Below are 23134 nucleotides of genomic sequence, written 5' to 3' on the forward strand. Positions count from 1 at the left end.
ATGGCGAGCGGCAGAGACGTAGGTCCTCGGACGAAAGTGAGCGTCTCTGGGAGGAATGCTGGCGCGAGTACCAACACACCGTAAATAATTACAACGAGGGCTGCTCCTCCACCTCGTCATCCGCGCCGGCAGAAAGTGCCAGCACGACACTGGTCTGATCGGCGGGCAGCTCTTCCACACTGCGCAGTTTGCGCTCCATCACCCGGGTGCGGCGCGAAGACTCATCCAGGGTGTTGGAGACGGTGTGAATCTGCTTCTTCACTTTCTCCAGCACATCGCCAAATTTCCCGAATTCGGTTTTCACAGCACCCAGCACCGTCCAGACTTCACTGGCGCGCTTCTCGATAACCAGCGTCTGGAAACCGACCCGCAGGCTGTTCAGTATGGCGGAAAGGGTGGTGGGGCCAGCCACCAGCACTCGGTGTTTCTGCTGCAGCTCATCGTGCAGCCCCGGCTGACGCAGCACCTCGGCAAAGAGCCCTTCGGTGGGCAGAAAGAGGATGGCAAAATCGGTGCTGACCGGCGGATTGATGTACTTCTCCTGGATATCCCGCGCCATCTTGGTCACGGCCCGGCACAGCTCCGCCGCCGCCTGCTGAGTCCCTTGGGCATCGGCAATGGTGGATGCCTCCACCAGCCGCTCGTATGCCTCTTTGGGAAACTTGGAGTCTATGGGCAGCCACACGGGATTATCATGCTGATCACTGCGCCCCGGCAGCTTGATGGCGAACTCCACACTTTCGCGTCCATCCTTGACCCGCACATTCTGTGCGTACTGCTCGGGGGTGAGGATTTCCGCCAGGATGGCACCCAGCTGGTACTCGCCCCAGGTGCCCCGCTCCTTGACGTTGCTGAGCACGCGCTTGAGGTCGCCGACACCGTTGGCCAGGGTCTGCATCTCCCCCAGTCCGCGCTGCACGGCCTCAAGGCGTTCACTGACCAGCTTGAAGGATTCACCCAGTCGCTTTTCCAGGGTGCTGTGAAGTTTCTCGTCCACCGTCTGGCGCATCTGATCCAGCTTCTTTTCGTTGCTCTCCTGTATCTGACGAAACTTCAAATCCAGAGCTTCGCGGGCTTTCTCCTGTTCCTGCCGCAGTGAGCGCTCCACGCTCTGCAGGGCGGTCACCACTTCACCCAGGTGTTTCTGCTGGTTTTCACCCATGCCGCGCAGCTTCTCATCCAGGGTCAGGCGAATGCGTTCAAAGCGCTCGTCGGTCGTGGCACGCACCTTTTCCAGCTTGATATCCGTGGTCGTCTGCACTTCTTTCAGGCCTTCGCCATTGCGCAGGATGAGCTGCTCTATCTCGGCGCGCATCTGGGTTCCCGCCGTGCTGGTCGCCTGGGTCAGTCTGTCCAGCAGGTTCTTCTGGTTATCCCCCAGGGTGTTCACGGTACTGACCAGCATCTCAGTGGCCTTTATCTGGGCTGAGGCCACTTCTTCGCGTAGCTCACGGGCCTGACGAGCCGTCTCATCGCGGGCGCTGCGGAGCTCTTCGCGCAGAGCGCGCTCCAGGGAGGTATCAGCCGGACGGCGCAGGGTATTCCAGATCAGGGCCAGCATAGCCAGGAGCAGCAGGTTGCCCCCCAGCAGAAGATAGGCAAACAGTGGTGACATAGTGAGCTCCTCAAAAAAAATAACGGATACAGGTTGAGAAACCACACCATAATCGGGAGCCGGTGTCAACGCAAAAAGCCCCCGCAGATTCTGCGGGGGCTTGATACGGGCGAAAGCGGATCAGCGGATCAGGAGTTGTGCTGAATTGCCTTCAGACCAGCCAGAGCGGTGAGGTTGACGATGTCCTCCACGGTGGAGCCGCGCTCCAGAACGTGGGCGGATTTGTCGAGGCCAACCAGGATCGGCCCGATGGCATCAACTTCAGCGGTGCGCATCAGCAGCTTGTAGGCGATGTTGGCCGAGCCAAGATCCGGGAAGATCAGGATATTGGGCTCTCCCTTGAGGGTGCAGAAGGGGAAGAGCTCGCCGCGCAGCTTCTCGTTGAAGGCGATATTGCCCTGCATTTCGCCGTCGATTTCCAGATCGGGAGCCCACTCTTTCACCAGGGCAGTGGCCTTGGCGATCTTCTGGGACTCGGGCACAGGAGCGGAGCCGAAGTTGGAGAAGGAGAGCATGGCCACTTTGGGAGTAATGGCGAACTCCTTGACAAACTTGGATACAGAGATGGCGATTTTAGCCAGCTGCTCGGCGGAGGGGTCGATGTTGACGGTGGTATCGGCAAAGAACATGGTGCGTCCTTTGAATACCATCATATAGACACCAGCCACGGCACCGTGGGGATCTTCGTTCTTGATACAGGTGAGGATGGGGCGGATGCCGTCGGGATAGCTCATATCCTGACCGCTGATCAGGCCGTCAACGTCACCCTTCTCCAGCATCATGGCACCGTAGTAGCCGGTATCCTTGTGCATGAGATCGCGGGCGCGGGAAATGGTCATGCCCTTGCGCTGACGTTTTTCGTAGATGCTCTGGGCATATTCATCACTTTTGCCGTTGCCCTGGGGATCAATAACAGTGACTTTGGACACGTCAATGGCGTGTTTTTCCAGCAGGCTGCCGATAGCGCCCTTGTCACCCAGCAGCACGGGGTGTACCAGGTTTTCGTCCAGAATACGACCAACGGCGCGAATAACCGTTTCGTTGGCACCTTCGGGGAATGCCACTTTGAAGTTGCGCTTCTTCACCTGGTTGAAGGCGTAGCGCATGATGGCCTTGGAGCGGCCCAGGGTGGATTCCAGCTGCTCGCGGTAGGCGTCGAAATCCTTGATGGGCTTGCGGGCCACACCGGTATCCATGGCCGCTTTGGCAACGGCTGGAGCAATGTAGAGCAGGGCGCGGGGATCGAAGGGCTTGGGAATGATGTATTCCTTGCCGTACTCGAAGTTATCCACACCATAGGCCTTGAGGACGGAATCGGGAACCTCTTCCTTGGCCAGGGCGGCGATGGCGCGTACAGCGGCGATCTTCATTTCGGCGTTGATTTTGGTGGCGCGCACATCCAGGGCTCCGCGGAACAGGAAGGGGAAGCACAGGACGTTGTTAACCTGGTTGGGGTAGTCGCTGCGGCCGGTGGCCATGATGCAGTCAGGGCGAGCTTCGACGGCATCGGGGTAGGTGATTTCTGGATCGGGGTTGGCCATGGCGAAGACAATGGGATTGGGGGCCATGGTTTTGAGCATCTCCTTGGTGACCGCTCCAGCGACGCTCACGCCGCAAAACAGGTCGGCTCCCACCATGGCTTCTTCCAGGGTGCGGGCGTCGGTTTCGACGGCAAAGCGCTCTTTGTATGGGTTCATGGACTGGGTGCGGCCCTTGTAGATGGTTCCTTTGGAGTCACATACCACCAGGTTTTCCTTGCGCAGGCCCAGGTCGACGAAGAGCTGGGCGCAGGCGATACCGGCAGCGCCAGCACCGTTGAAAACCGCTTTGATTTTACTGATATCCTTGCCGGTGATCTCGATGGCGTTGAGCAGAGCGGCGGCGGAGATGATGGCGGTGCCGTGCTGGTCGTCGTGGAAAACGGGGATGTCCACTTTCTCCTGCAGGGTTTCCTCAATGTAGAAGCAGTCGGGCGCGCCGATGTCTTCCAGGTTGATGCCACCGAAGGTGGGGGAGATCAGCTCACAGGTGCGGACGATCTCGTCCTTATCCTTGGATTGCAGTTCGATGTCGAAAACATCAATATCAGCAAACTTCTTGAACAGTGAACCCTTGCCTTCCATAACGGGCTTGCCAGCCAGGGCGCCGATGTCACCCAGGCCCAGGACGGCAGTACCGTTGGAGATAACGGCTACCAGGTTCCCTTTGGCAGTGTATTCGTAGGCGGCTTCCGGATCCTTGGCAATTTCCTCGCAAGGGCGGGCAACGCCGGGGCTGTAAGCCAGAGACAGGTCTTTTTGGGTCTCAAAAGGCTTGGTCACGATTACTTCGATCTTTCCCTTACGGCCGGTGCTGTGATATTCCAGGGACTCCTGGTATATATCCTTTTTTGTCATCGTTCTTCCTCACTTTCCTCTTTGTATTTACTTAAGATGAAATCCTGCAGCTATCCAACAGGTCCATATCGAGCAGGAACTGCTCCATGATGGTCCCGATATCAACAATGGTAGGGGCAACGCGGATACCGGCGTCTTTCATGGCACTGATCTTGGACTGGGCAGAGCCGGTATTGCCGCTGACAATGGCTCCGGCGTGGCCCATGCGCTTACCCTCGGGGGCCGTGGCGCCGGCAATAAAGCCAACAACTGGTTTGTGACGCATATTCTCCGCCACCCACTGGGCAGCCTTTTCCTCATTGGAACCGCCAATTTCGCCGATCATCACCACGGCCAGAGTATCATCGTCAGCGGCGAAGCGCTTCATGACATCCAGGTGCGTCAAGCCGTTGATGGGATCGCCACCAATGCCCACCACTGTGCTCTGTCCCAGATTGCGGGAGCTGAGCTGGTTGACCGCCTCATAGGTCAGGGTGCCGCTGCGCGAGACAATACCGATATGGCCCCGCTTGTGAATATATCCCGGCATGATGCCGATTTTACACTCGTCGGGGGTGATGATGCCGGGGCAGTTGGGGCCAATCAGCTTGATGTCCGGCGTGGTGCGCAGAAAGTCCTTGACGCGGATCATATCGAGAATGGGAATGCCCTCGGTTATGCAGGCGATGATTTCCACGCCCGCGTCGGCCGCTTCCATGATGGCGTCGGCGGCAAAGAGGGGCGGAACATAGATCATGGAGGCGTTGGCACCGGTTTCGCTTACGGCCTGGGCCACGGAGTTGAAGACGGGAACCTTGCCATCCAGGGCCGTCGTGCCACCCTTGCCGGGGGTTACGCCGCCCACCATTCTGGTGCCATACTTCAGGGCCATTTCTGTGTGAAACAGCCCCTGGCTGCCGGTGATGCCCTGGGTGATAACGCGGGTATCGGAGTTGACCAGGATACTCATGCCACACCTCCTCTGGCTTTTTCCACCGCAAGCTTGGCGGCTTCCTCCAGGGTTTTGGCCACAATCAGGTTCTGCCCCGACTGTTCGATAACCTTCATGCCTTCCTCCAGGTTGGTTCCCGCCAGGCGAATGATAATGGGTACCTTGACATCCATGGTCTTCGCGGCTTCCACCACACCCTGGGCAATGATGTCACACTTCATGATGCCACCGAAAATATTGACCAGGATGGCTTTGACCTTTTCGTCGCGCAGAATGATGCTGAAGGCGTTGGAAACCTTCTCTGTATTGGCACCGCCTCCCACATCCAGGAAATTGGCCGGCTCGCCGCCATAGTGCTGGATGATGTCCATGGTAGCCATGGCCAGGCCAGCGCCGTTGACCATACAGCCAATGGTGCCGTCAAGGGCGATGTAACTGAGATTATAGCGGCTGGCCTCCACTTCCAGGGGGTCCTCTTCGGCGAAATCCCGCAGCTCAAGAATTTCGGGATGACGCATCAGGGCGTTTTCATCGAAATTCACCTTGGCATCAAGGGCCAACAGGCTGCCATCGTCGGTGACAATCAGGGGGTTGATCTCAATCTGGCTGCAGTCTTTTTCCGTAAAGAGCTTATAGAGACCTTTGACAATGGTGGAAAACTGGCGGATCTGCTCCCCGGCCAGCCCGAGGGAAAAGGCCAGCTTGCGGATCTGGAAGTCCAGAATGCCGATGGAGAGCTCTATGTGCTCCATGAGAATTTTTTCGGGATGCTGCTCGGCGACTTCCTCAATATTCACACCGCCTTCGGTGGAGGCGATAATGGCAATGCGACGCTCTTCGCGGTCAACGATCATGCTCAGGTAGAATTCCTTGTTGATGACACGCTGCTCTTCCACCAGGATGCGCCGCACCTGCTTGGATTTCCCACCCGTCTGAGCCGTCTTGATGGGGGTATTAAAAAAGTGTTCTGCCAGATCCTTGGCTTCCTTGGAGCTGCTTACCAGCTTCACGCCACCACTGGCACCGCGGTTGCCCGCGTGGATTTGTACTTTAACGACAGATTTCCCGCCCAGGCTGCGGGTGATGTCTTCGGCCTGCCAGTTGGTGTAGGCCACTTTGCCCTTGGGAACAGGAATGCCATACTGCTCAAAAAGTTCTTTGCCCTGATACTCGTGAATGTTCATACACACTCCCTGCCAATGAAGGTTCTGGGCCAGTTAGCTGCAGACTGTTGAAAGGCGCTCACCTGCTGCCCGCAGTGAGACACTTTCCATTGTCTGCCTGTTTACGAAGTCTTCAGCAACCTGCACAATCAGCACAACAGTCTGACACTATACCGAAACCATTTCGCCAGAACATCGTTTCCGTTACCAACGGCAAAAAAAAAGCTTTGTGTTTCACTATGCCATGGAATTCGGCGCAGAAGCGAGCCCGGCAGTCAAAAAGTTTTTTTCATATTACGTTAAAAAGCTTGAGTTTTACTTGATATAATCCGCGCGGATACTATAATTCCATTTTGAAACCCCGGCGAGGAGGCACCATGAAACTCGGGCAGATCCTCTTGGAGATGGGTTGCATCTCCGAAGCACAGCTGCACAATGCACTGAATCAGCAACGCTACAGCGGCATGCGCATTGGTCAGCAGTGCTGTGAACTGGGTTTTATTGCAGAAGACCAACTCCTGCAAGCCCTCGCCACCCAGTTTCATTTTCCCATGGTTGATCTGAACAGAATCGCCATTGACAGGTCGCTTCAGGAGGGTCTGGAGGCCGCATGGCTCAGGGATGAAGGCATTCTGCCCCTGAGCCGCACCGAAAGCGGCGGCATCCTGCTGGGCATCGTGGACCCCCTCAATCTTGCCGCCGCCGACACCATCGGGCGCCACTTCGACACCTCCGTGCATAAAGCCCTCATCTCACAGTCCCTCCTGGAAGAACACCTGCTCCCCCCGCAGCCCTCCACCCAGACAGCCACCCTGCAGACCCATGACACCACCAGCCCGGAAGGAAGCAACCAGGCCATCGATATGGTCAATGGCCTGCTGCAGGCCGCCCTGCACATGGAAGCCAGCGACATCCATTTCGAAGCTGCCGGCCAGTTCATGCGCGTGCGCATGCGGGTGGACGGTTGCCTGATGGAGCACAGCATGATCCCCAAGCAACTGGAGCAGGCCGTCATCACGCGCATCAAAGTTTTGGCGCACCTGGATATTGCCCAGCGCCGCCTGCCCCAGGACGGCAAACTCCAGCACACTTTTCAGGCCAGGCGTTACGACATGCGCGTTTCCACCGTGGCCAATATCCACGGAGAAGGCGCCGTGCTGCGCATCCTGCCCTCCCCCGACAAGCAACCTACCCTTGAGGAGCTGGAGATGGGAGCCACGCTGCCTGAACTTCTGGTGCGACTTGGCAACAGCAGCGGCATGATTCTGGTCGCCGGCCCCACCGGCAGTGGCAAAACCACAACTCTGTACGCCATGATCCGCCACATCAACAGCCTGACCCGAAAAATCATCACCATCGAAGATCCCGTGGAACACCAGCTGCCCCTGGTGAACCAGATCCAGGTCAACACCAAAGCAGGGCTCGACTTTCCCACCCTGTTGCCCCACCTGCTGCGACAGGATCCCGACGTCATTGTGATCGGCGAAATTCGCGACCGCAAAACGGCAGCCATGGCCTGCCAGGCAGCCCTGACCGGGCACCTCGTACTTTCCACCATACACACCACCACCGCAGCCGCTGCCGTAAACCGCCTGCTGGACATCGGCGTGGAACCCTTTCTCGTCGCCTCCGGCCTCAGCGCCGTCATCGGGCAGCGTCTGGTGCGCAGACTCTGTCCCCATTGCCGCTGCAGCGAACCTTCGCCACAGCCGATCCCTCAGTTCACTGCCCCATACTTCACCGCGAAGGGATGTCCCCACTGCAACCACACCGGCTATCGCCACCGCAGCGGCGTCTTTGAGCTCCTCTGCGTCGACAGCCGGATCCGTCAGCTCATCAGCCACGCCACATCGGGACTTGAACTGGAAAGCGCCGCCAGAGAACAGATGCACTGCGGCACCCTGTGGGAGAATGGCCTTACCATGGCTGCCCACGGTGTAACCTCTCCAGAAGAAGTGCTGCGGGTATTGCCACGCGGCAACTGAAAAAGGATTGCTCCATGAACACCTCCACCTATCGCTATGAGGCGTATAGCACAGATGGCAAAAGGCACAACGGCACTCTTGCCTCCACCTCACGCATAGACGCCCTGAACAGCCTGCACGGACAAGGGCTGATTGTCACGGAACTCCAGGCAGACAGCGCTGGCAGGCGTACACCCCTGCTTCCCCGCGTCCTGCCCGCAACCGAGCGCATCTTCTTTCTGCATCAACTCAGCGCCCTGCTGGGTTGTGGAATTTCCCTGGCCACGGCTCTGTCCATGCTGGCGACATCCATGGAAAGCCCCACCTGGCACACCATTCTGACCAGGATGGAGCAGGATCTCTCCCGGGGACAGAGCGCCAGCAACACCTTTCGCAGCCATCGGTACGCCTTTGGCGACCTCCTGCCCTTCCTGGTGGAAGTGGGGGAACTTTCCGGGCGCCTTGAAGAGATGCTGCTGCGCGCCGCCTCCATCATGGAAAGCCAGCGCGAGTTCCGCAAAAGACTTGGTGACGCCCTGCGCTACCCCCTGATCGTCCTGACAAGCCTGCTCGGAGCCTTCGTCTTTGCCGTCACCATGATCATTCCCCGCTTCGCCGATATCTTCGCGCGCTCTGAAGCCACCCTTCCCCTGCTGACCCGGTTCCTGCTTGGTCTGTCATCGTTTTTCAGCCACTACGGTATCATCCTTCTGTCAACGCTCCTCCTGACAACAGCAGCCCTGCTGGCCGTTCACCGAAGGGTCCCGGGCGCAAGAAACTTTTTATTCCGCATGGGGTTAAGATTTCCCCTGCTCGGGACGATATTGCAGATAAGCATGGTCAGCCATCTGTTCATGACTCTGAAAACCATGCTGCAGGGAGGCATTCCTCTGGCAGCCGCCATGGAAATGGTTCGGGACACCACAGCCAACCCTCTGCTGCGACAGGAGCTGCAGCTGGCCCACGAACTGCTGAATCAGGGAGCTCCCTTTCACGCGGCACTTGAGGCCTGCACCATTTTCCCTGGCCTTGCGGTTCAGATGGCGCGCACTGGCGAAGAAGGCGGAACCCTTGAACAGATGCTTGAGAAAACCGCCACCTTCTACGAACAGCAGGCACAGCAGAAATTACGAACCCTTGCCGGATATACGGAACCTCTGCTATTGTTGCTCTCTGGGGTATTTGTCCTGATTCTGGCCCTGGGGATTCTGCTGCCTATGTGGCAGGTAACCAGACTCTAAAACGCCCAGCCACAGGCTCTGCCAGCAGGCACGGCAGTGTATCTTGAAGCTGAGAGCGCGCTTTCAGCGGATCACTCAAGGAGGCATTGACTTTGAAAATCTCTCTCAACGGCAAAACGGCCAATATTGACAAGCGAGGATGCCGCCACTTCAAGCACCTCATGGAGAAGGTGCAAAAAGAGCTTCTGGCGCAGAATGAAGTCGTGGTCAGCGTCATTTCCAACGGCACCGAGTACGCCAACCTTGATGAGAACCTGTGGGCCGATATCCCCTCTCCCCAGATTCAGGATCTGCAGATTGTCACCTCCTCCATCAAGGAGCTGTCGCTGCAGAGCATCAGCGATGTCCAGGAGTACCTCCTGAAGGTACACGGCGTCCTGCAGGGCGTCCGCAAGGACATCGGCACGAAAAAGAACTCCGGCAAGGCCATCGCCAGCTTCCACGATGTCATCAAACTTTTTGACGGCTGGATACTGCCTATAATTGACAGGTTGACGACTTTGTATAAAATATCGCTGCAGGACATTACCATCCAGGGAGTTCCCGCAATACAGTCCATCAACGACTTTATTGAAAGCATTGATGCTGGGGTATCTCACCTTGAGCGCAGCGCCTTTGAAGACTTCAGCCACTGCCTTGAAGAGCGCACTCTGCTGCACATCCGACATATACAGGGCCTTTTTGACCACCTGCACCAGTACATCAAAACCCATTCCAGGTAATGGGGGAGGTCATCCATGGACGATCGCGAAGTTATTGTCATTCAGCTTATCGGACTCACACGGGAACTGCGCAAGCACCTGGAAAACCAGGACGCTTCCGATGAAATCATGGACGAGCTGATCAACCGCCGTCAGTGGCTCATTCAACAACTGGCCCAGGCCTGTGAAAATGCCGGAGAAATCGGCGGTTCTGCCCTGCAGCTGCTGGAAGAGGATCGCAACCTGCTGGCCAGTGCCAATCAGGAAAAGATCAACATGGAGCGCCTGCTGGCCATGGAGAGCCGCAAAAGTGACATCAAGGGCAAGTACCGGCAGGTGCAGTCCATTCGCGGCCAGTCACTGCTGGTTGACCGCACCCTGTGACCCGGGGTTTCACCCTGATTGAAGCGCTGCTGGGTCTTGTGCTGCTGGCCCTGACCGCAGCGACAGCCGCGCAGTTTATCTCCTTCTTCCTCCGCAGCACCATGGCCCTGATACCGCAACAGGAAAGCACCGCCACCGCCGCCTTTCTGGCCGATGCCATGCACCCCCTTGCCACTGCCACTCCTGATCTCGCTCACCTCCAGGAGCCCTGGAGCTTCAACACCCTCGACCAGTGGCACGGACTGCAGGTCGAAGCGTCCCACCTGGGAATCGGCAGCAGTGCTCACCAGATGGACGTCACGGTTCAGTGCGCGCAGCTCGATGAAAGCAACCCTATCTGGAGCGCGAGCACCGGAGGCGACTGTTCCAGTGGCTGGCGCATCATACATATCCGCGCCAAGCACTCCTCTGCCGGAAGCAACGCCCAGCTGACCATGCTTCTGCCCACGCCATAACCCCCTGCCGGGGAATCGAAAATTGCTTTTCTTTCCATAGGCTTTTGGTTACATTATGCCATTCTTCCATGCGCCTGCCTGCAGGAGGGCCACCTCGGCTTCAGCAGGTCGGTGCGAATTTCTTTAAAGGCTGATATACTCATGAGAAAACCGCTGTATGGTGTTGCCCGCGAAGGCTATCCGCTGATTCTCCCTCCCATCGTCCTCGGGCTTCTGCTGCTGGGACTCGGCTTTACATTTACTCCGGCAATTCTGCTGTTTATCGGGTTTTTCTGCCTTTTCTTCTTCCGCGATCCGGAGCGTCGGGGCGACTTCTCCCCCTCCCAGCTCGTCTCGCCCGCAGACGGCAAGGTCATTGTCGTCAAGGAGCACGACCACGGGCCCATCGAAGGGCAGCGGGTGGTACAGATATCCATTTTCCTGAATATTTTCAATGTGCATGTCAACCGTTCGCCGGTCTTCGGCACCATCGTGGACGCCCAATACAAGCCTGGCCGCTTCCACGCCGCCGACAAGGACATCGCCGCCCTGGAGAACGAGCATACCCTGGTTACGGTGGATGTCACCAACGGGCCGCGCATCTGTTTCAAGCAGATTGCCGGACTGGTGGCACGCCGGGTGGTCTTCTGGGGGAAAAAAGGCGATCAGCTTGAAGCCGGCATGCGCATTGGCCTTATGAAGTTCAGCTCCCGCATGGATCTGTTTATCCCGGCCGACAAAATCTCCCTGCAGGTGCAGGAGGGACAGAAAGTACGCGCGGGAATAACCATACTGGGAGAATTCCGTGCATAAAGGGGTCTTCCTGCTGCCCAATATGGTGACCCTGATGGGGATGTTCTGCGGGTTTTACTCTATCCTTGCCTTGGTGCGGGAAGAGTATATGGCCGCAGCCATTGCCATTATCGTCGCAGCCGTTTTCGACGCCCTGGACGGTAAAGTGGCGCGACTGCTGAATGCCACCAGCCGCTTTGGCATGGAACTTGATTCCCTGAGCGACCTGGTCTGCTTCGGCGTGGCCCCGGCGGTACTCTTTTACATGTGGGCCCTGGAGCCCTACGGAAAAATCGGCTGGATGGCCGCCTTTATCTTTGTGGCCTGTGGCGCCCTGCGTCTGGCCCGCTTCAACGTCCACGCAGACGGGGCCAGCAGCTACTTCTCCGGCCTGCCCATACCGGCAGCGGCTGGGTTTATCGCCGCCTTCTTTATCTTCTACAACCACCTCCTTGGCGGCGAGCCACCCTTTGGTGGCTTTATCGTGCTGCTGGGGTACCTGCTGGCCTTCCTGATGGTCAGTAACATCCGCTACTACTCCTTCAAGGATTTCCGGCACCTGCGCCGCAAACCCTTTGGAATACTGGTCATTATCCTGTTGACCTTTGTGGTGATCGGCTCCTACCCGGAAATCATGCTCTTTGGCATCGGACTGGTCTACCTGATCAGCGGCCCGGTCGGAACACTGATGAACAAACGAAAACCCCTGCAAAAACCTGAACATACAGACGGAGAGGATCATGAGCAGAAAAATAATGGTATTTGATACCACCCTGCGTGATGGCGAACAGTCTCCTGGCTGTTCTATGAATACGGAAGAGAAAGTGGCCCTGGCCCGACAACTGGAACGCCTCAACGTGGACGTCATCGAGGCAGGCTTTCCCATTGCTTCCATCGGCGACTTCGAGGCCGTCAAGGCCGTAGCCCTGGCCCTGGAAAAGCCCATCATCGCTGGCCTGTGCCGCGCCAACGAAAAGGACATTCACCGCTGCTACGAGGCCGTCAGCCACGCCAGGCGCGGCCGCATTCACACCTTCCTGGCCACCAGCGACATCCACCTGCAGGCCAAGCTCAAAATGAGCCGCGAAGACGCCCTTGAGCGCGCTGTCAGCGCCGTGAAATACGCCCGCAGCCTCATCGATGACGTGGAGTTCTCCCTGGAAGACGCCGGGCGCACCGACTGGGACTACATGTGCCGCGTCGTGGAAGCGGTCATTGACGCCGGTGCCCGCACCATCAACCTGCCTGATACCGTGGGTTACACCATCCCCTTGGAATTCCACGAGATGATCACCTATGTGATGAACCGCGTCCCCAACATGGACAAGGCCATCATCAGCCTGCACTGCCACAACGACCTGGGTCTGGCCGTGGCCAACTCCCTGGCCGGTATTCTGGCTGGCGCCGGTCAGGTGGAGTGCACCATCAACGGCATCGGCGAACGGGCTGGCAATGCCGCCATGGAAGAAATCGTCATGGCTCTCAAGACCCGTGCCAACTATTTCGGCGCCCATACCGACATCGTCACCGAGGAGATCTACCGCTCCAGCAAGCTGCTCAGCTCCATTATCGGCGTGGAAGTTCAGCCCAATAAAGCCATTGTGGGCAAGAACGCCTTCGCCCACGAAGCAGGCATTCATCAGCACGGCATGCTCAGCGACAAGCGCACCTACGAAATCATGACCCCCGAGTCCATTGGCCTGTCCAAGACCGAGCTGGTACTGGGCAAGCACTCGGGCCGCCACGCCTTCAAGGCTCGCCTGGAAGAGCTGGGGTACAGCCTGAACCCCGAGAGCCTGGAAACCGCCTTCGAGAAGTTCAAAGCCCTGGCGGACCGCAAAAAGGAAATCTTCGACGAAGATCTGGAGCACATCGCCAACGAAGGGCTCAAACAGGTAACCGAGACCTTCATTCTGGACTATGTGGGCACCACCGCCGGCTCCTCAATCATCCCCACCTCCTGTGTGCGCATCTGCACCCGTGAAAACGGGGAAGAAAGGCTCATCACGGAAACTGCCATCGGCGATGGCCCGGTGGAGGCTTCCTACCACGCCATCAACAAGGCCACTGGCTACCAGGGCAAACTGCTGGAATACCAGGTCAAGGCCGTCTCCAAAGGCGAGGACGCCGTGGGTGATGTAACCGTGAAAATCGAGTTCACCGGCCTGGATCGCCCCATTACCGGCAAAGGTTCCAGTACCGATGTCCTGCACGGCAGCGCGCTGGCCTACGTGGACGCCGTCAACAAGGCCCGCATCCGCTTTGAGCTGCAGAAGCGGGAGACCCGGCAGGAAAGCATCTCGGAAAAAATCTGAACACCGCGTCAGATAAGGGAAGACACGTGGACTTATTTACCATAGCCGACATCATCGGCATCTGCGCCTTTGCCTTGGCGGGCTTCCTGGTGGGAGTCCGCAAGGAACTGGATATCCTGGGAATCTGCATCGCCGCTTTTCTCACGGCCCTTGGTGGAGGCATTATCCGCGACACCATCGTGCAGACCACTCCCTTCGCCTTCCGGGAGATCTACCCCTTCATCTGCATTGTCAGCGTCATCGTCCTGGCAATTGCCCTGAAGGTACACCAGCGCCAGAACCTGGATCAGAATCGCCTGTTCATCGTGGCCGACAGCATCGGGCTCGTGGCCTTCAGCATCACGGGAACGCTGATCGCCCTGGAGAACAACCTGAATATCTTCGGGGTAATCTTCCTGGCCTTTCTGACCGCCACCGGCGGCGGCATTGTGCGCGACGCCCTGGTGAATGAAATCCCCTTCGTGCTCAACGCCGATTTCTATGGCAGCGTGGCGATCATCACCGCCATGCTGATCCTGCTGGCTGACATGCTTGGCGTCCTGGATCACACCGCCATCTTTATCATCGGCACACTGTGCCTGGCCCTGCGTCTGTTTGCCTACTTCCGGGGCTGGCAACTGCCCAAGCTGATCAAAGGCGCTGCGGACAGCGAAAAAACCTGAAAACGACCATGAAACTGGAGGAGAACCGTGCTTGATATCAAAAGCATTCGCGATAACGGCGCTGAAGTGCAGGCCCGGCTGCACCGGCGCCACCCGGATCTGAACCTGGGCGACCTGCTGGCCCTTGACGTGCAGCGACGCGAGATCACCAGCGAACTGCAGGCCAAACAGAGCCTGCGCAACGACGCCAGCAAGCAGATTGGAAAACTCAAAGCCCAGGGGCAGGACACTGCTCCCATCATGGAGCAGATGAAGAGCCTGGCCGACGAGATCAAGGCCCTGGAACTGCGTTCACGGGAACTGGATGAGCAGCAGAACACCCTGCTGCTGGGATTCCCCAACCTCCCCCACCCAAGCGTTCCCGCAGGTGCTGGCGAAGAGGAAAACGTCGAAATACGCCGCTGGGGAACTCCGCGCCAGTTCGACTTCGAGCCCAGGCCCCACGATGAACTGGGAACAGCTCTGGGCATGCTGGATTTCGCCCGTGGCGTCAAAATCGCCCAGTCCCGCTTTACCCTGTACAAGGGCATGGGAGCGCGCCTGGAGCGAGCCCTGATCAACTTCATGCTGGACATCCACACCGGCGAACACGGTTACACTGAAGTTCAGCCACCCCTGCTGGTCAACCGCGAGAGCATGACCGCAACCGGACAGCTGCCCAAATTCGAGGAAGACCTCTTCGCCACCGAAGGGGGCAACCTGCTGCTCATACCCACCGCAGAAGTTCCCGTCACCAACATCCACCGTGACGAAATTCTGCCCGTGGATGCGCTGCCGCTGAACTACACCGCCTACACCCCCTGCTTCCGCCGCGAAGCAGGCTCCTATGGCAAAGACACCAAGGGCCTGATCCGCCAGCACCAGTTCAACAAGGTGGAGCTGGTGAAATTCTGCCACCCCGACACCTCCTATGAAGAGCTGGAAACACTGCTGCGCCACGCCGAAGTCATCCTGCAGCGGCTGGAACTGCCCTATCGGGTCGTCTGCCTGTGCAGTGGCGACCTGGGATTCAGCGCTGCCAAAACCTATGACATAGAAGTGTGGGTACCCTCCCAGAATACCTTCCGCGAGATATCATCCTGCTCGAACTTCGAGGATTTCCAGGCCCGCCGCGGAGCCATCCGCTTCAAGGATGCCCATGGCAAGAATCGCCTGGTTCACACCCTCAATGGCTCCGGACTGGCCGTTGGCCGCACCCTGGTGGCTATTCTGGAAAACTGCCAGAACTCCGACGGCAGCATAAGCATTCCGAAAGCTCTTATCCCGTATATGGGGGGGCTGGAACGCATTGACGCTATTGACAACGGCGCGGTTTTATAGGACGTTTAGCAAAAAAACATGGGCTGTCCAACGACAGCAATACACAGGAAAGGGGACGGGGACATGAAGAGGGAAAAGACCGATTACATCGTCCAGTCTGTTTACAATGCCCTTGACGTGCTGGAAAGCTTCAAGACCTCCGGAGAGCTTGATATCCGCACGCTGCGCGAGAAATTTGATCTGAGCAAGAATAACCTGTTTCGCCTGCTGGCTACCCTGGAAAAGCACGGCTATGTGGAGCGCAACCCCTATACCAAAAACTACCGCCTGGGGCTGAAGAACTTCGAGCTCTCCCAGGCCTACATCAATAAAATCGACCTGCTGCGCACCACCGAGCCCATTCTGCAGGAACTGGTGAACACGCTGAACGAATCAGCCTATATCGGTGTACTGCGCGGCAAGAACGTTGTCTACCTCAACGTCATTGAAACCACACAGTTTGTGCGCATCATTCCCCGCATTGGCAGCGTCGGTTCGCCCTTCTGCACCGCCATCGGCAAGTGCCAGCTCTTTGACCTCAACGGCGAGGAAATCAGGAAGCAGATCAGTGACGCCAAAATCCAGACCTCCTGCTCCGGAACCCCTTTCAAAGGCATTGACGCCTTTGTCGAGGAGATCGAAATGTCCCGCCCGCGCGGTTACACCATCGACGATGAAGAGTTTGAAATGGGCGTGCGCTGCGTGGGAGCACCACTGCGCAATTACACCGGCAAAATCGTGGCTGGTATGAGTGTATCTGGCCCAGTGCAGCGCATGTCCTACGAGCGCATTGAAAACGAGATCGGGCCCGCCCTGATCGAAAAGGCCCACAAGGCCAGCAAGCGCATGGGCTATTCGGAGCTGGTGCAAAGCGAGCTGGAAGCCGCCTCCTCCTGATCCCCAGGGGCTGCGCCCCGGCCACTCCCTCTCAATCCAGATTCCATCCCGGCACGCGCTGGGATGGAATTTTTATTTGTTACTATACCTTCCATTATGTTACTATCGGTCGATAAAGAAAAGTGACCCACGCCCGGAGCATCGATATGAGGCTTTACTTCAGCCTGCAGGAACTGCGCATTTCCCATAAGATATTCTTCCTCTTCTGCCTCTTCTACCTGCTGGCAGCTTTGTCACACTTTGCTATCATCCGCAATGCCGAGCAGGGTGAGCTGCTGCAGAACGCCCGAGTCGTCGGGCAGCTCCTCTCCTCGGAGACCTGGTGGAGCATGGAACCCGGCAAAGTCTTCCGTCAGCCTGCCGCCATGGACAGCCCCAGCCAGAGCAGCCAGAACTACTACTATCTGCCCATTGAAAGCGTCCGCAGCCAGGACGTCGGCGATTTTCCCGGCGCCACTCTGCTTGAGCATCTGGACCTGCAGCGCGGCGGCGAATACTATGAGTTTCACAACCACTCGTTCCACTATATCACCTCCCTGCACGTCCCCAGCCAGGCAGTACTGACCTTTCCCGAGGATAACCGCGTATACACCGCCGGCGAAATTCACGGAGTGCTCTATGTGGCACTACCTCAGAACCCCCCCCTTAAAACCATTATCAGCAACCTCAGCGCCACCCATATCGCACTGACCTTTGGCGCTGCCCTGCTGTTCTACCTCTTCGCGCGCTTCATTATCCTCAACCCCATTTACAACCTCTTTCAGGCAGCCAATCGCATCACCCATACCAAAGACTTCTCAACGCGCATTCCCTGCCGCTCCAGGCGCGGCCGCGAAGGGCAGCTCCCCCAGGACGAAATCACGGCCCTTGGGCAGTCGTTCAATCGCATGATCGATGAAATCAATATTTCCTACCGCAAACTGGAGCGTTCCCAGCTCAACATCATTGAAATCCTCGGCTATGTGGCGGAATTCCGCGACAAGGAAACCGGCAACCATATCCGCCGCGTCAGCGAATATGCCACCACCCTGGCCCGCCACGCCGGACTGAGCGACGAAGAGTGCACCCTGATCCGCCATGCATCCCCCATGCACGACATCGGCAAAGTGGGTATCTCCGACGAAATACTCAACAAGAAGGGCAAGCTCAACCACGAAGAGTTCGAGCTGGTCAAACAGCACACCACCCTTGGCGGCAACATCCTGCGCGCCCAGGAAGGCACCGAGGAAATTATTCTCGTAGCGCGCATTATCGCCCTGGAACACCACGAGTGGTGGAATGGTCACGGCTATCCCCACGGCAAGAAGGGCGAGGAAATCAGCTTCTATGGACGCATCGTCGCCATAGCCGACGTCTTTGACGCCCTCACCAGCCGCCGGCCGTACAAAGACGAATGGGACATCGCAGAAAGCGTCAACTACATCCGGGAAATGAAAGGCATCCAATTCGACCCCGACCTGGTGGATCTCCTGCTGGAAAACCTCAGCGACATGCTGGAAATCAAGCGCATCTACAGCGACACCGCACCCGAAACCGGAACCGGACGCTGAAGCTGGCCCCTGCATTTTCACACCCGCGCATTCCAGAATTCCAGACTACCCTCACTTCCCGCGATCCTGTATACTCCCCGGAAAAACCCCGAGGAGCAAGCGCCATGACTGACAAGATCAACCACATCGGCATTGCCGTCAAAAACCTGGATACTTCAATCCCCTTCTATCGTGACATCCTGAAAATGCAGCTGGAAACCGTGGAAGAAGTCGCCGATCAGAAAGTGCGCGTCGCCATGTTCATCTGTGGCGAAAGCCGTATCGAACTGCTGGAAGCCACTGCCGAAGACTCCCCCATCGCCAGGTTCCTCGAAAAAAATGGCGAAGGCATCCACCACATTGCCTATCAGGTAACAGGCCTTGATACAAAACTGAAGGAACTCAAAGAGAGCGGCGTACGCCTGGTTGACGAAACACCCCGCCCCGGCGCCCACGGAACCCGCATCGCCTTCCTGCACCCTAAATCCAGCGGCAGCGTGCTGACCGAGCTCTGCGAAGAAGGGCACTGAGCCTCGTCACCCTTGATTCCTGACTTCATTACGTGCAATCATTCCTGGCAGAATACCTGACAGGCTGGCATTTGCGTCATGCCGGATCGATGTGGTCCGCACCTGCAGGCCACCCATGGGGCCCTCTATGAAGAACAGCATTAAAACAGTACGAAAACGTGGCCGCAAAGATGCACTTGAGGAGAATAGATCCTTGATGCAGATCGCTCGTGAAGCTTCAAGGCATGCCATTGAAACAGGCCTGTCGGCTGGCATACCTGTCGTCTATGAACACGATGGCTATCTTGTCAGAGAGATGCCGGACAAGCAGGTGATTAAAGTGCGTAAACTCCAGCCCAAAAAACCATTCGACCTGCGGGAGTATCTGGGCAAGCAATGACATCACCAAGAATCAGACTCATCGCAGGCCCCAAATGTCAAAACATCATCGCCTGGAAAAAGCTCCGCTTTTGCGTCATTTGACTTCTTGCTTGTGCCGAAAAAGCCGAATTCTGAGAACACATATCTGGCATTACCATTCCTTTTCACGCTTCATGTTCCGGGAAAGGGAAGCCTCATATTCCGCAACCATGGATTCAAAATACGCGTAAAGCTCTGTGACCTCGGTATCCAAGCCAATACCTTCGAAACCTTCGTCATTCGCATCAAGTGCGACCAAACCCGTCAGAACCGATTTGCACCGCTCAAAATCACGGTTGCTTGCTGGAAGATATTGCGTAGCGGCGCGCTCCATTTCGGCCATGCCATAACCATGCTCACGCATAAGCACCGCCAAATCGAAAATATCCCTGGATCTGGCCCGATCGAAAAGCACCAGCGTTTTCATAACGAACAAACCATCCAGGCCCATGATGGCAAACCCGGCGCCTTGCGACCAGTCTACTCGACTCGTCGTTTCGAGAAACTCAATTTGCCTGTTGGGGTAGTCCACACCATATCGGGCGTGGAATGTGACTTTGGAGCCAGCGATGACGTAATCCTGAATAGCGTCGTCCAGATGTTCCCCAGTATTGATGCGGAACTGAACTTTGTGTTCGTGAGGAATAAGGCTGTTCACCGTCATGCCCTCGCTTTCCAGCTTTTCGAGCAGCCGAGCCAATTGGTTGCGAGGCAATTTTTCACCAAACACGTTAAAGTCAAGGTCTTCGCTGATTCTGTGACCTATCTGCAAAGCCAGAGCAGAACCGCCCACCAAGGTGAACTGTTTCAATAAGGCATCGCCACGCAGCCGCTCGAACACCGCGCGCGTGCTGGCGGGCAGAAACTCTGTTTTAAGCATGCGTCTCGCCAATCCCGCGTTTGATGTTGCGGAGCATACGCGTCAGAATCGCCACCGTAAGCGCGTTGTCGGAACGACTCGCAATTCTGTCCATGAAAACCCTATTCACACGCTCCAACCCGAAATGCACGCATAGCTTGGCGACATCCTGAAAATAGTGACGCTCCAGCGCCTTTTCGATCAGGACATCATCGGAGATATTGGAGTTTGACCAGTCATAGGGAATCGACAAATCAAGTTGTTCGGATTTCCTCATGGTGCGAACCTCTTGGGAGACCAATGATACAGCTTCATTACTCTGAAGATATACAGGAGTATGCGAGCACGATGCAATAGCGTAACACTTCACGGTGTACGGACAGGCACATACATGGCAGCGCGGGAGAGCAGCACTCCGCCAGTGCTCCTGCTGAAAAAATCCACGATGCCGCCGTGAAGAGTTACCCATCGCCACACATATTCGTATGGTTCCGTGAAAAGCCTAACTGAAGTTTCGCATCCCCGAAACGACAGGTTGTCAGCGCTGACCCTGATGTCACGCTGCAATGGCCAAAATGGTTCTACACAGACAGCGTCGCTTGACATTATCCTCACCATATACACGAGTTTCTTTTGCCACTTTTTACCCGCAAAAAGTGGCGCAAAAGCGGCCCCAGCGCTGTCCTTATCAGCCGTCCGCTTGCCTGGAACTGGGGACCGCAAACAACCGCCTTCCCTGGCTTTTGGTTTGCGGTTGCCGCCCTCGTGGCGGCAACCCTGCGGGTCCATAGCGTTCCAGTCTTCGCGTCCTGGCTGGGCCAGCACACGGGGGAGGGACAGAAGCAGGCCGCTCCCCCCTGAGCCCGTCCGGTGAGTGCGACGCCTGGCTGGCAAGACCCGAAGGGACACTCACAGGAAGTGAGTGGTCCGGCAGCACTGCAGGGAGGCAGGGGTCAGGCAACGCAAAGAGACCCAGGTGCAAGGCGCGGGCAAAGCGAGAAGGGAGGCGTACTCCCTGTACGTCGCAGTGACGAGCGATGCCCGGCAACGCAGCAGATGGGCCTCTTTGGGCAGCCTGCTGCCGGATATCCAGAACAGGCGAGCAAACGATCCGGAAAAACGGGCGTTCGGGGGGGGGGCGCGTTTTTGTGTCCTTTTTGCGCGGCCAAAAAGGACAATATCCGGAAACAAAAAGTAGAATACCAGATAAGTCAAGCATTCAAAATCAATACGGTTTCCGCGAGATAAACGCCAATATAATAATAGCTTAACTCAAGGCAACAAGGTGCGAAAGTTGAAGCCTAAGTGACTTGGCGCGTCACCTACCGCTGGGTTTTTTCCAGCAGCCAGGCCATATTTTCGCCCAGGATATGCATGGTCTCCATGCCCTCGGCATCGTGTTCCACTTCTCCGATCTCTCGTCCAATCCCCATATTCCAGTAACTGGACCCCGGCACCACCATCTGACTGATCAGGAAGAAGTGGTTCATGGAGTCAAAGGCGTGGATAGCTCCTCCACGGCGTACCGCCACGATGGCCGCGCCCGCCTTGCGACGGAACATGTGCCCGTTGGCACGGGCCACCATGCCGGCACGGTCAATCAAAGCCTTCATCTCGGCTGTCACATCGGCAAAATAGGTGGGCGACGCCAGGAAAATCCCCTGGGCAAGCTGCATCTGGGCAATGCAGTCGTTCACGATATCGTTTTTAATGGCGCAGCGTCCGTCCTTGCGCTGCCAGCACTGGTAGCAGGCCGTACAGCCACGAATCACCTCACCTGCCAGCTGAATCATTTCCGTGTGGATTCCCGCTGTCTGCAAAGGGTCAAAAGCCTGCCGGATCATCAGGGCCGTATTGCCATCCCGGCGGGCACTGCCGTTGATTGCCAGAACTCTCATGAAAGCCTCCTTGTAAGTGTACTGTCGCCGCCAAGCAACTGTTCATAGAGACACCTGTACTGCTGCGCGATATGTGCCGGAGAGAATTTCCCGCCAAACTCCTTGCCATTCAGGGCAAGCTGTCTGGCCAGGTCAGCGTCGGTTATCATTTTCTCAAGGGCCCCCGCAAGAGCGCTCGCATCACCCGGTGGCACCAGCAGACCATTGTACCCATCCTTGATAATATCGGGAATGCCACCCGCGTTACTGGCGACAATGGGCAAACAGAAGTCCATGGCGTCCAGGAGAATTGATCCCAGCCCCTCCTGCAGTGAAGGAAAAGCAAAGAGGTCAAACGCGGCCAGATAGTCTCCGACATTGGCGCGAAAACCCTCGAAGGTGATATTGGTGAGCCCCTCAGCCTGTCGGCGAAACCGTGCTTCGTCCTCTCCTTCCCCCAGGAGGAGAAAATGCGCCTGAGGAAGACTCCCCTGCAGCATACGCGCCGCCTCAATCAGAAAGCTTTGCCCCTTATGGCGCTGCACGAGAGCACCGATGTGTCCAACAACCACCTTGCCCATAAAACGCTGGCGGATCTCCGAGACAGCCACGGCATCGCTGGGCAGGTGAGCCAACATGCTCGGAATAATCACGGTACGGGCATCGGCCAGGTAATCGCGTATGCTTGTCTCTATGGCATGGGAAAGCGCAACGACTTTCCTGCTGTTGCGGTATACTGCTCGAGTCAGCCGGTTCTCTTTCAAAGGATTTGGCACCCTGCGCGTTATCATGTAAGGCGTGCGCCGCAGGCGAAATTCCCAGTATGCCCAGTGAGCCGCTTTGGCATCATGGGCATGCACCAGACTGACTCCGGGAAGCGCTGTTGTGTGCCCGAGAAGAAAATGGTTCACCAGGTGAAACCGCAGACCCGGCACATCCGCAAGGTGCTCACGCATGGGGGAATCTTCCCGGCAGACAAAGTGCTGCCGCAGACCTGCTCTGGCAAGCTCGGTAACCAGAAGCTCTGTCTGACGCTCTCCACCACGGAAGCCCCGAGCCAGGTTAACATGGCAGATATGCATGGTGTTCCCCCCGTAACGCTCTTTTTATTACCATTCACGGCCCGCTTGTCACAGAAGCCATTTT

The 23134-nt window shown here is 57.1% G+C and carries 22 protein-coding genes; 14 read left to right on the top strand and 8 right to left on the bottom strand.

What is annotated here, in order from left to right; translation table 11 throughout:
• Positions 1–88 precede the first annotated feature (88 nt).
• From ACZ46I_RS02480 to sucC, 4 genes are all read right to left on the bottom strand, one after another.
• A complete protein-coding gene (locus ACZ46I_RS02480) occupies positions 89–1615 on the bottom strand; it encodes a DNA recombination protein RmuC (protein ID WP_464281314.1) in 1527 nt (508 codons plus the stop codon).
• Positions 1616–1743: 128 nt separating this feature from the next.
• Complete coding sequence (locus ACZ46I_RS02485; RefSeq protein WP_464281315.1) at positions 1744–4011, bottom strand: NADP-dependent malic enzyme; 2268 nt, start codon at positions 4009–4011, stop codon at positions 1744–1746.
• A gap of 31 nt (positions 4012–4042) precedes the next feature.
• Positions 4043–4960 (bottom strand): succinate--CoA ligase subunit alpha, encoded by a 918-nt coding sequence (gene sucD / locus ACZ46I_RS02490; RefSeq protein WP_464281316.1) that lies wholly within the window; start codon positions 4958–4960, stop codon positions 4043–4045.
• Complete coding sequence (gene sucC / locus ACZ46I_RS02495; protein ID WP_013504948.1) at positions 4957–6126, bottom strand: ADP-forming succinate--CoA ligase subunit beta; 1170 nt, start codon at positions 6124–6126, stop codon at positions 4957–4959. The genes sucD and sucC overlap by 4 nt, the downstream gene beginning before the upstream one ends.
• Positions 6127–6482: 356 nt before the next feature.
• On the opposite strand from sucC, the gene ACZ46I_RS02500 reads away from it, so the two are divergent.
• From ACZ46I_RS02500 to ACZ46I_RS02565, 14 genes are all read left to right on the top strand, one after another.
• Entirely contained in the window at positions 6483–8090 is a 1608-nt protein-coding gene (locus ACZ46I_RS02500) for a GspE/PulE family protein (RefSeq protein WP_226508455.1), read from the top strand.
• A 14-nt stretch (positions 8091–8104) separates the two neighbouring features.
• Positions 8105–9310, top strand: coding sequence for a type II secretion system F family protein (locus ACZ46I_RS02505; RefSeq protein WP_464281317.1), 1206 nt, complete (start codon positions 8105–8107; stop codon positions 9308–9310).
• Between the two features lie 92 nt (positions 9311–9402).
• Positions 9403–10032: a hypothetical protein gene (locus ACZ46I_RS02510; RefSeq protein WP_013504945.1), complete on the top strand. Its 630-nt coding sequence runs from the start codon at positions 9403–9405 to the stop codon at positions 10030–10032.
• 15 nt (positions 10033–10047) lie between these two features.
• Complete coding sequence (locus tag ACZ46I_RS02515) at positions 10048–10395, top strand: hypothetical protein (RefSeq protein ID WP_013504944.1); 348 nt, start codon at positions 10048–10050, stop codon at positions 10393–10395.
• The gene (locus ACZ46I_RS02520; protein WP_464281318.1) at positions 10392–10850 is read left to right on the top strand and encodes a hypothetical protein; all 459 of its coding nucleotides are present in this window, start codon (positions 10392–10394) and stop codon (positions 10848–10850) included. The genes ACZ46I_RS02515 and ACZ46I_RS02520 overlap by 4 nt, the downstream gene beginning before the upstream one ends.
• Before the next feature lie 141 nt (positions 10851–10991).
• A complete protein-coding gene (locus ACZ46I_RS02525; protein WP_013504942.1) occupies positions 10992–11642 on the top strand; it encodes a phosphatidylserine decarboxylase in 651 nt (216 codons plus the stop codon).
• On the top strand, positions 11635–12387 hold the full coding sequence (gene pssA, locus ACZ46I_RS02530; protein WP_464281319.1) for a CDP-diacylglycerol--serine O-phosphatidyltransferase: 753 nt from the start codon (positions 11635–11637) through the stop codon (positions 12385–12387). Before ACZ46I_RS02525 ends, pssA begins: the two co-directional genes overlap by 8 nt.
• Entirely contained in the window at positions 12362–13936 is a 1575-nt protein-coding gene (locus ACZ46I_RS02535; RefSeq protein ID WP_464281321.1) for a 2-isopropylmalate synthase, read from the top strand. The genes pssA and ACZ46I_RS02535 overlap by 26 nt, the downstream gene beginning before the upstream one ends.
• A gap of 26 nt (positions 13937–13962) precedes the next feature.
• Positions 13963–14598: a trimeric intracellular cation channel family protein gene (locus tag ACZ46I_RS02540; RefSeq protein ID WP_013504939.1), complete on the top strand. Its 636-nt coding sequence runs from the start codon at positions 13963–13965 to the stop codon at positions 14596–14598.
• A 27-nt stretch (positions 14599–14625) separates the two neighbouring features.
• Positions 14626–15918 carry a serine--tRNA ligase gene (serS, locus tag ACZ46I_RS02545; protein ID WP_464281322.1) on the top strand — a complete coding sequence of 431 codons (1293 nt, stop codon included), beginning with the start codon at positions 14626–14628 and terminating at the stop codon, positions 15916–15918.
• A gap of 63 nt (positions 15919–15981) precedes the next feature.
• On the top strand, positions 15982–16794 hold the full coding sequence (locus tag ACZ46I_RS02550) for an IclR family transcriptional regulator (RefSeq protein ID WP_013504937.1): 813 nt from the start codon (positions 15982–15984) through the stop codon (positions 16792–16794).
• Positions 16795–16940: 146 nt separating this feature from the next.
• Positions 16941–18344, top strand: a complete 1404-nt coding sequence (locus tag ACZ46I_RS02555; RefSeq protein ID WP_464281323.1) for an HD-GYP domain-containing protein — start codon at positions 16941–16943, stop codon at positions 18342–18344.
• Between the two features lie 104 nt (positions 18345–18448).
• Positions 18449–18853, top strand: coding sequence for a methylmalonyl-CoA epimerase (gene mce, locus ACZ46I_RS02560; protein WP_464281324.1), 405 nt, complete (start codon positions 18449–18451; stop codon positions 18851–18853).
• Positions 18854–18980: 127 nt separating this feature from the next.
• On the top strand, positions 18981–19232 hold the full coding sequence (locus ACZ46I_RS02565) for a hypothetical protein (protein WP_464281325.1): 252 nt from the start codon (positions 18981–18983) through the stop codon (positions 19230–19232).
• A 132-nt stretch (positions 19233–19364) separates the two neighbouring features.
• On the opposite strand, the gene ACZ46I_RS02570 is transcribed toward ACZ46I_RS02565, so the two are convergent.
• The 4 genes from ACZ46I_RS02570 to ACZ46I_RS02585 form a co-directional block, all read right to left on the bottom strand.
• Positions 19365–20132: a nucleotidyl transferase AbiEii/AbiGii toxin family protein gene (locus ACZ46I_RS02570; protein WP_464281326.1), complete on the bottom strand. Its 768-nt coding sequence runs from the start codon at positions 20130–20132 to the stop codon at positions 19365–19367.
• Complete coding sequence (locus ACZ46I_RS02575; protein ID WP_464281327.1) at positions 20125–20388, bottom strand: hypothetical protein; 264 nt, start codon at positions 20386–20388, stop codon at positions 20125–20127. Before ACZ46I_RS02575 ends, ACZ46I_RS02570 begins: the two co-directional genes overlap by 8 nt.
• Positions 20389–21433: 1045 nt before the next feature.
• Positions 21434–22009 carry a flavodoxin family protein gene (locus tag ACZ46I_RS02580; protein ID WP_464281328.1) on the bottom strand — a complete coding sequence of 192 codons (576 nt, stop codon included), beginning with the start codon at positions 22007–22009 and terminating at the stop codon, positions 21434–21436.
• Positions 22006–23070, bottom strand: a complete 1065-nt coding sequence (locus tag ACZ46I_RS02585; RefSeq protein WP_464281329.1) for a glycosyltransferase family 4 protein — start codon at positions 23068–23070, stop codon at positions 22006–22008. The genes ACZ46I_RS02580 and ACZ46I_RS02585 overlap by 4 nt, the downstream gene beginning before the upstream one ends.
• Between the last annotated feature and the right edge of the window lie 64 nt (positions 23071–23134).

It is taken from the genome of Desulfurispirillum alkaliphilum (genome assembly GCF_055378285.1).

Coding starts and splice junctions, on each gene's coding strand:
- ACZ46I_RS02550 (WP_013504937.1), top strand. CDS start 15,982: ATGAAGAGGGAAAAGACCGATTACATCGTCCAGTCTGTTTACAATGCC.
- ACZ46I_RS02515 (WP_013504944.1), top strand. CDS start 10,048: ATGGACGATCGCGAAGTTATTGTCATTCAGCTTATCGGACTCACACGG.
- ACZ46I_RS02525 (WP_013504942.1), top strand. CDS start 10,992: ATGAGAAAACCGCTGTATGGTGTTGCCCGCGAAGGCTATCCGCTGATT.
- ACZ46I_RS02585 (WP_464281329.1), bottom strand. CDS start 23,070: ATGCATATCTGCCATGTTAACCTGGCTCGGGGCTTCCGTGGTGGAGAG.
- ACZ46I_RS02505 (WP_464281317.1), top strand. CDS start 8,105: ATGAACACCTCCACCTATCGCTATGAGGCGTATAGCACAGATGGCAAA.
- ACZ46I_RS02480 (WP_464281314.1), bottom strand. CDS start 1,615: ATGTCACCACTGTTTGCCTATCTTCTGCTGGGGGGCAACCTGCTGCTC.
- sucC (WP_013504948.1), bottom strand. CDS start 6,126: ATGAACATTCACGAGTATCAGGGCAAAGAACTTTTTGAGCAGTATGGC.
- ACZ46I_RS02535 (WP_464281321.1), top strand. CDS start 12,362: ATGAGCAGAAAAATAATGGTATTTGATACCACCCTGCGTGATGGCGAA.
- ACZ46I_RS02580 (WP_464281328.1), bottom strand. CDS start 22,009: ATGAGAGTTCTGGCAATCAACGGCAGTGCCCGCCGGGATGGCAATACG.
- ACZ46I_RS02565 (WP_464281325.1), top strand. CDS start 18,981: ATGAAGAACAGCATTAAAACAGTACGAAAACGTGGCCGCAAAGATGCA.
- ACZ46I_RS02575 (WP_464281327.1), bottom strand. CDS start 20,388: ATGAGGAAATCCGAACAACTTGATTTGTCGATTCCCTATGACTGGTCA.
- ACZ46I_RS02485 (WP_464281315.1), bottom strand. CDS start 4,011: ATGACAAAAAAGGATATATACCAGGAGTCCCTGGAATATCACAGCACC.
- ACZ46I_RS02500 (WP_226508455.1), top strand. CDS start 6,483: ATGAAACTCGGGCAGATCCTCTTGGAGATGGGTTGCATCTCCGAAGCA.
- ACZ46I_RS02555 (WP_464281323.1), top strand. CDS start 16,941: ATGAGGCTTTACTTCAGCCTGCAGGAACTGCGCATTTCCCATAAGATA.
- mce (WP_464281324.1), top strand. CDS start 18,449: ATGACTGACAAGATCAACCACATCGGCATTGCCGTCAAAAACCTGGAT.
- ACZ46I_RS02570 (WP_464281326.1), bottom strand. CDS start 20,132: ATGCTTAAAACAGAGTTTCTGCCCGCCAGCACGCGCGCGGTGTTCGAG.
- sucD (WP_464281316.1), bottom strand. CDS start 4,960: ATGAGTATCCTGGTCAACTCCGATACCCGCGTTATCACCCAGGGCATC.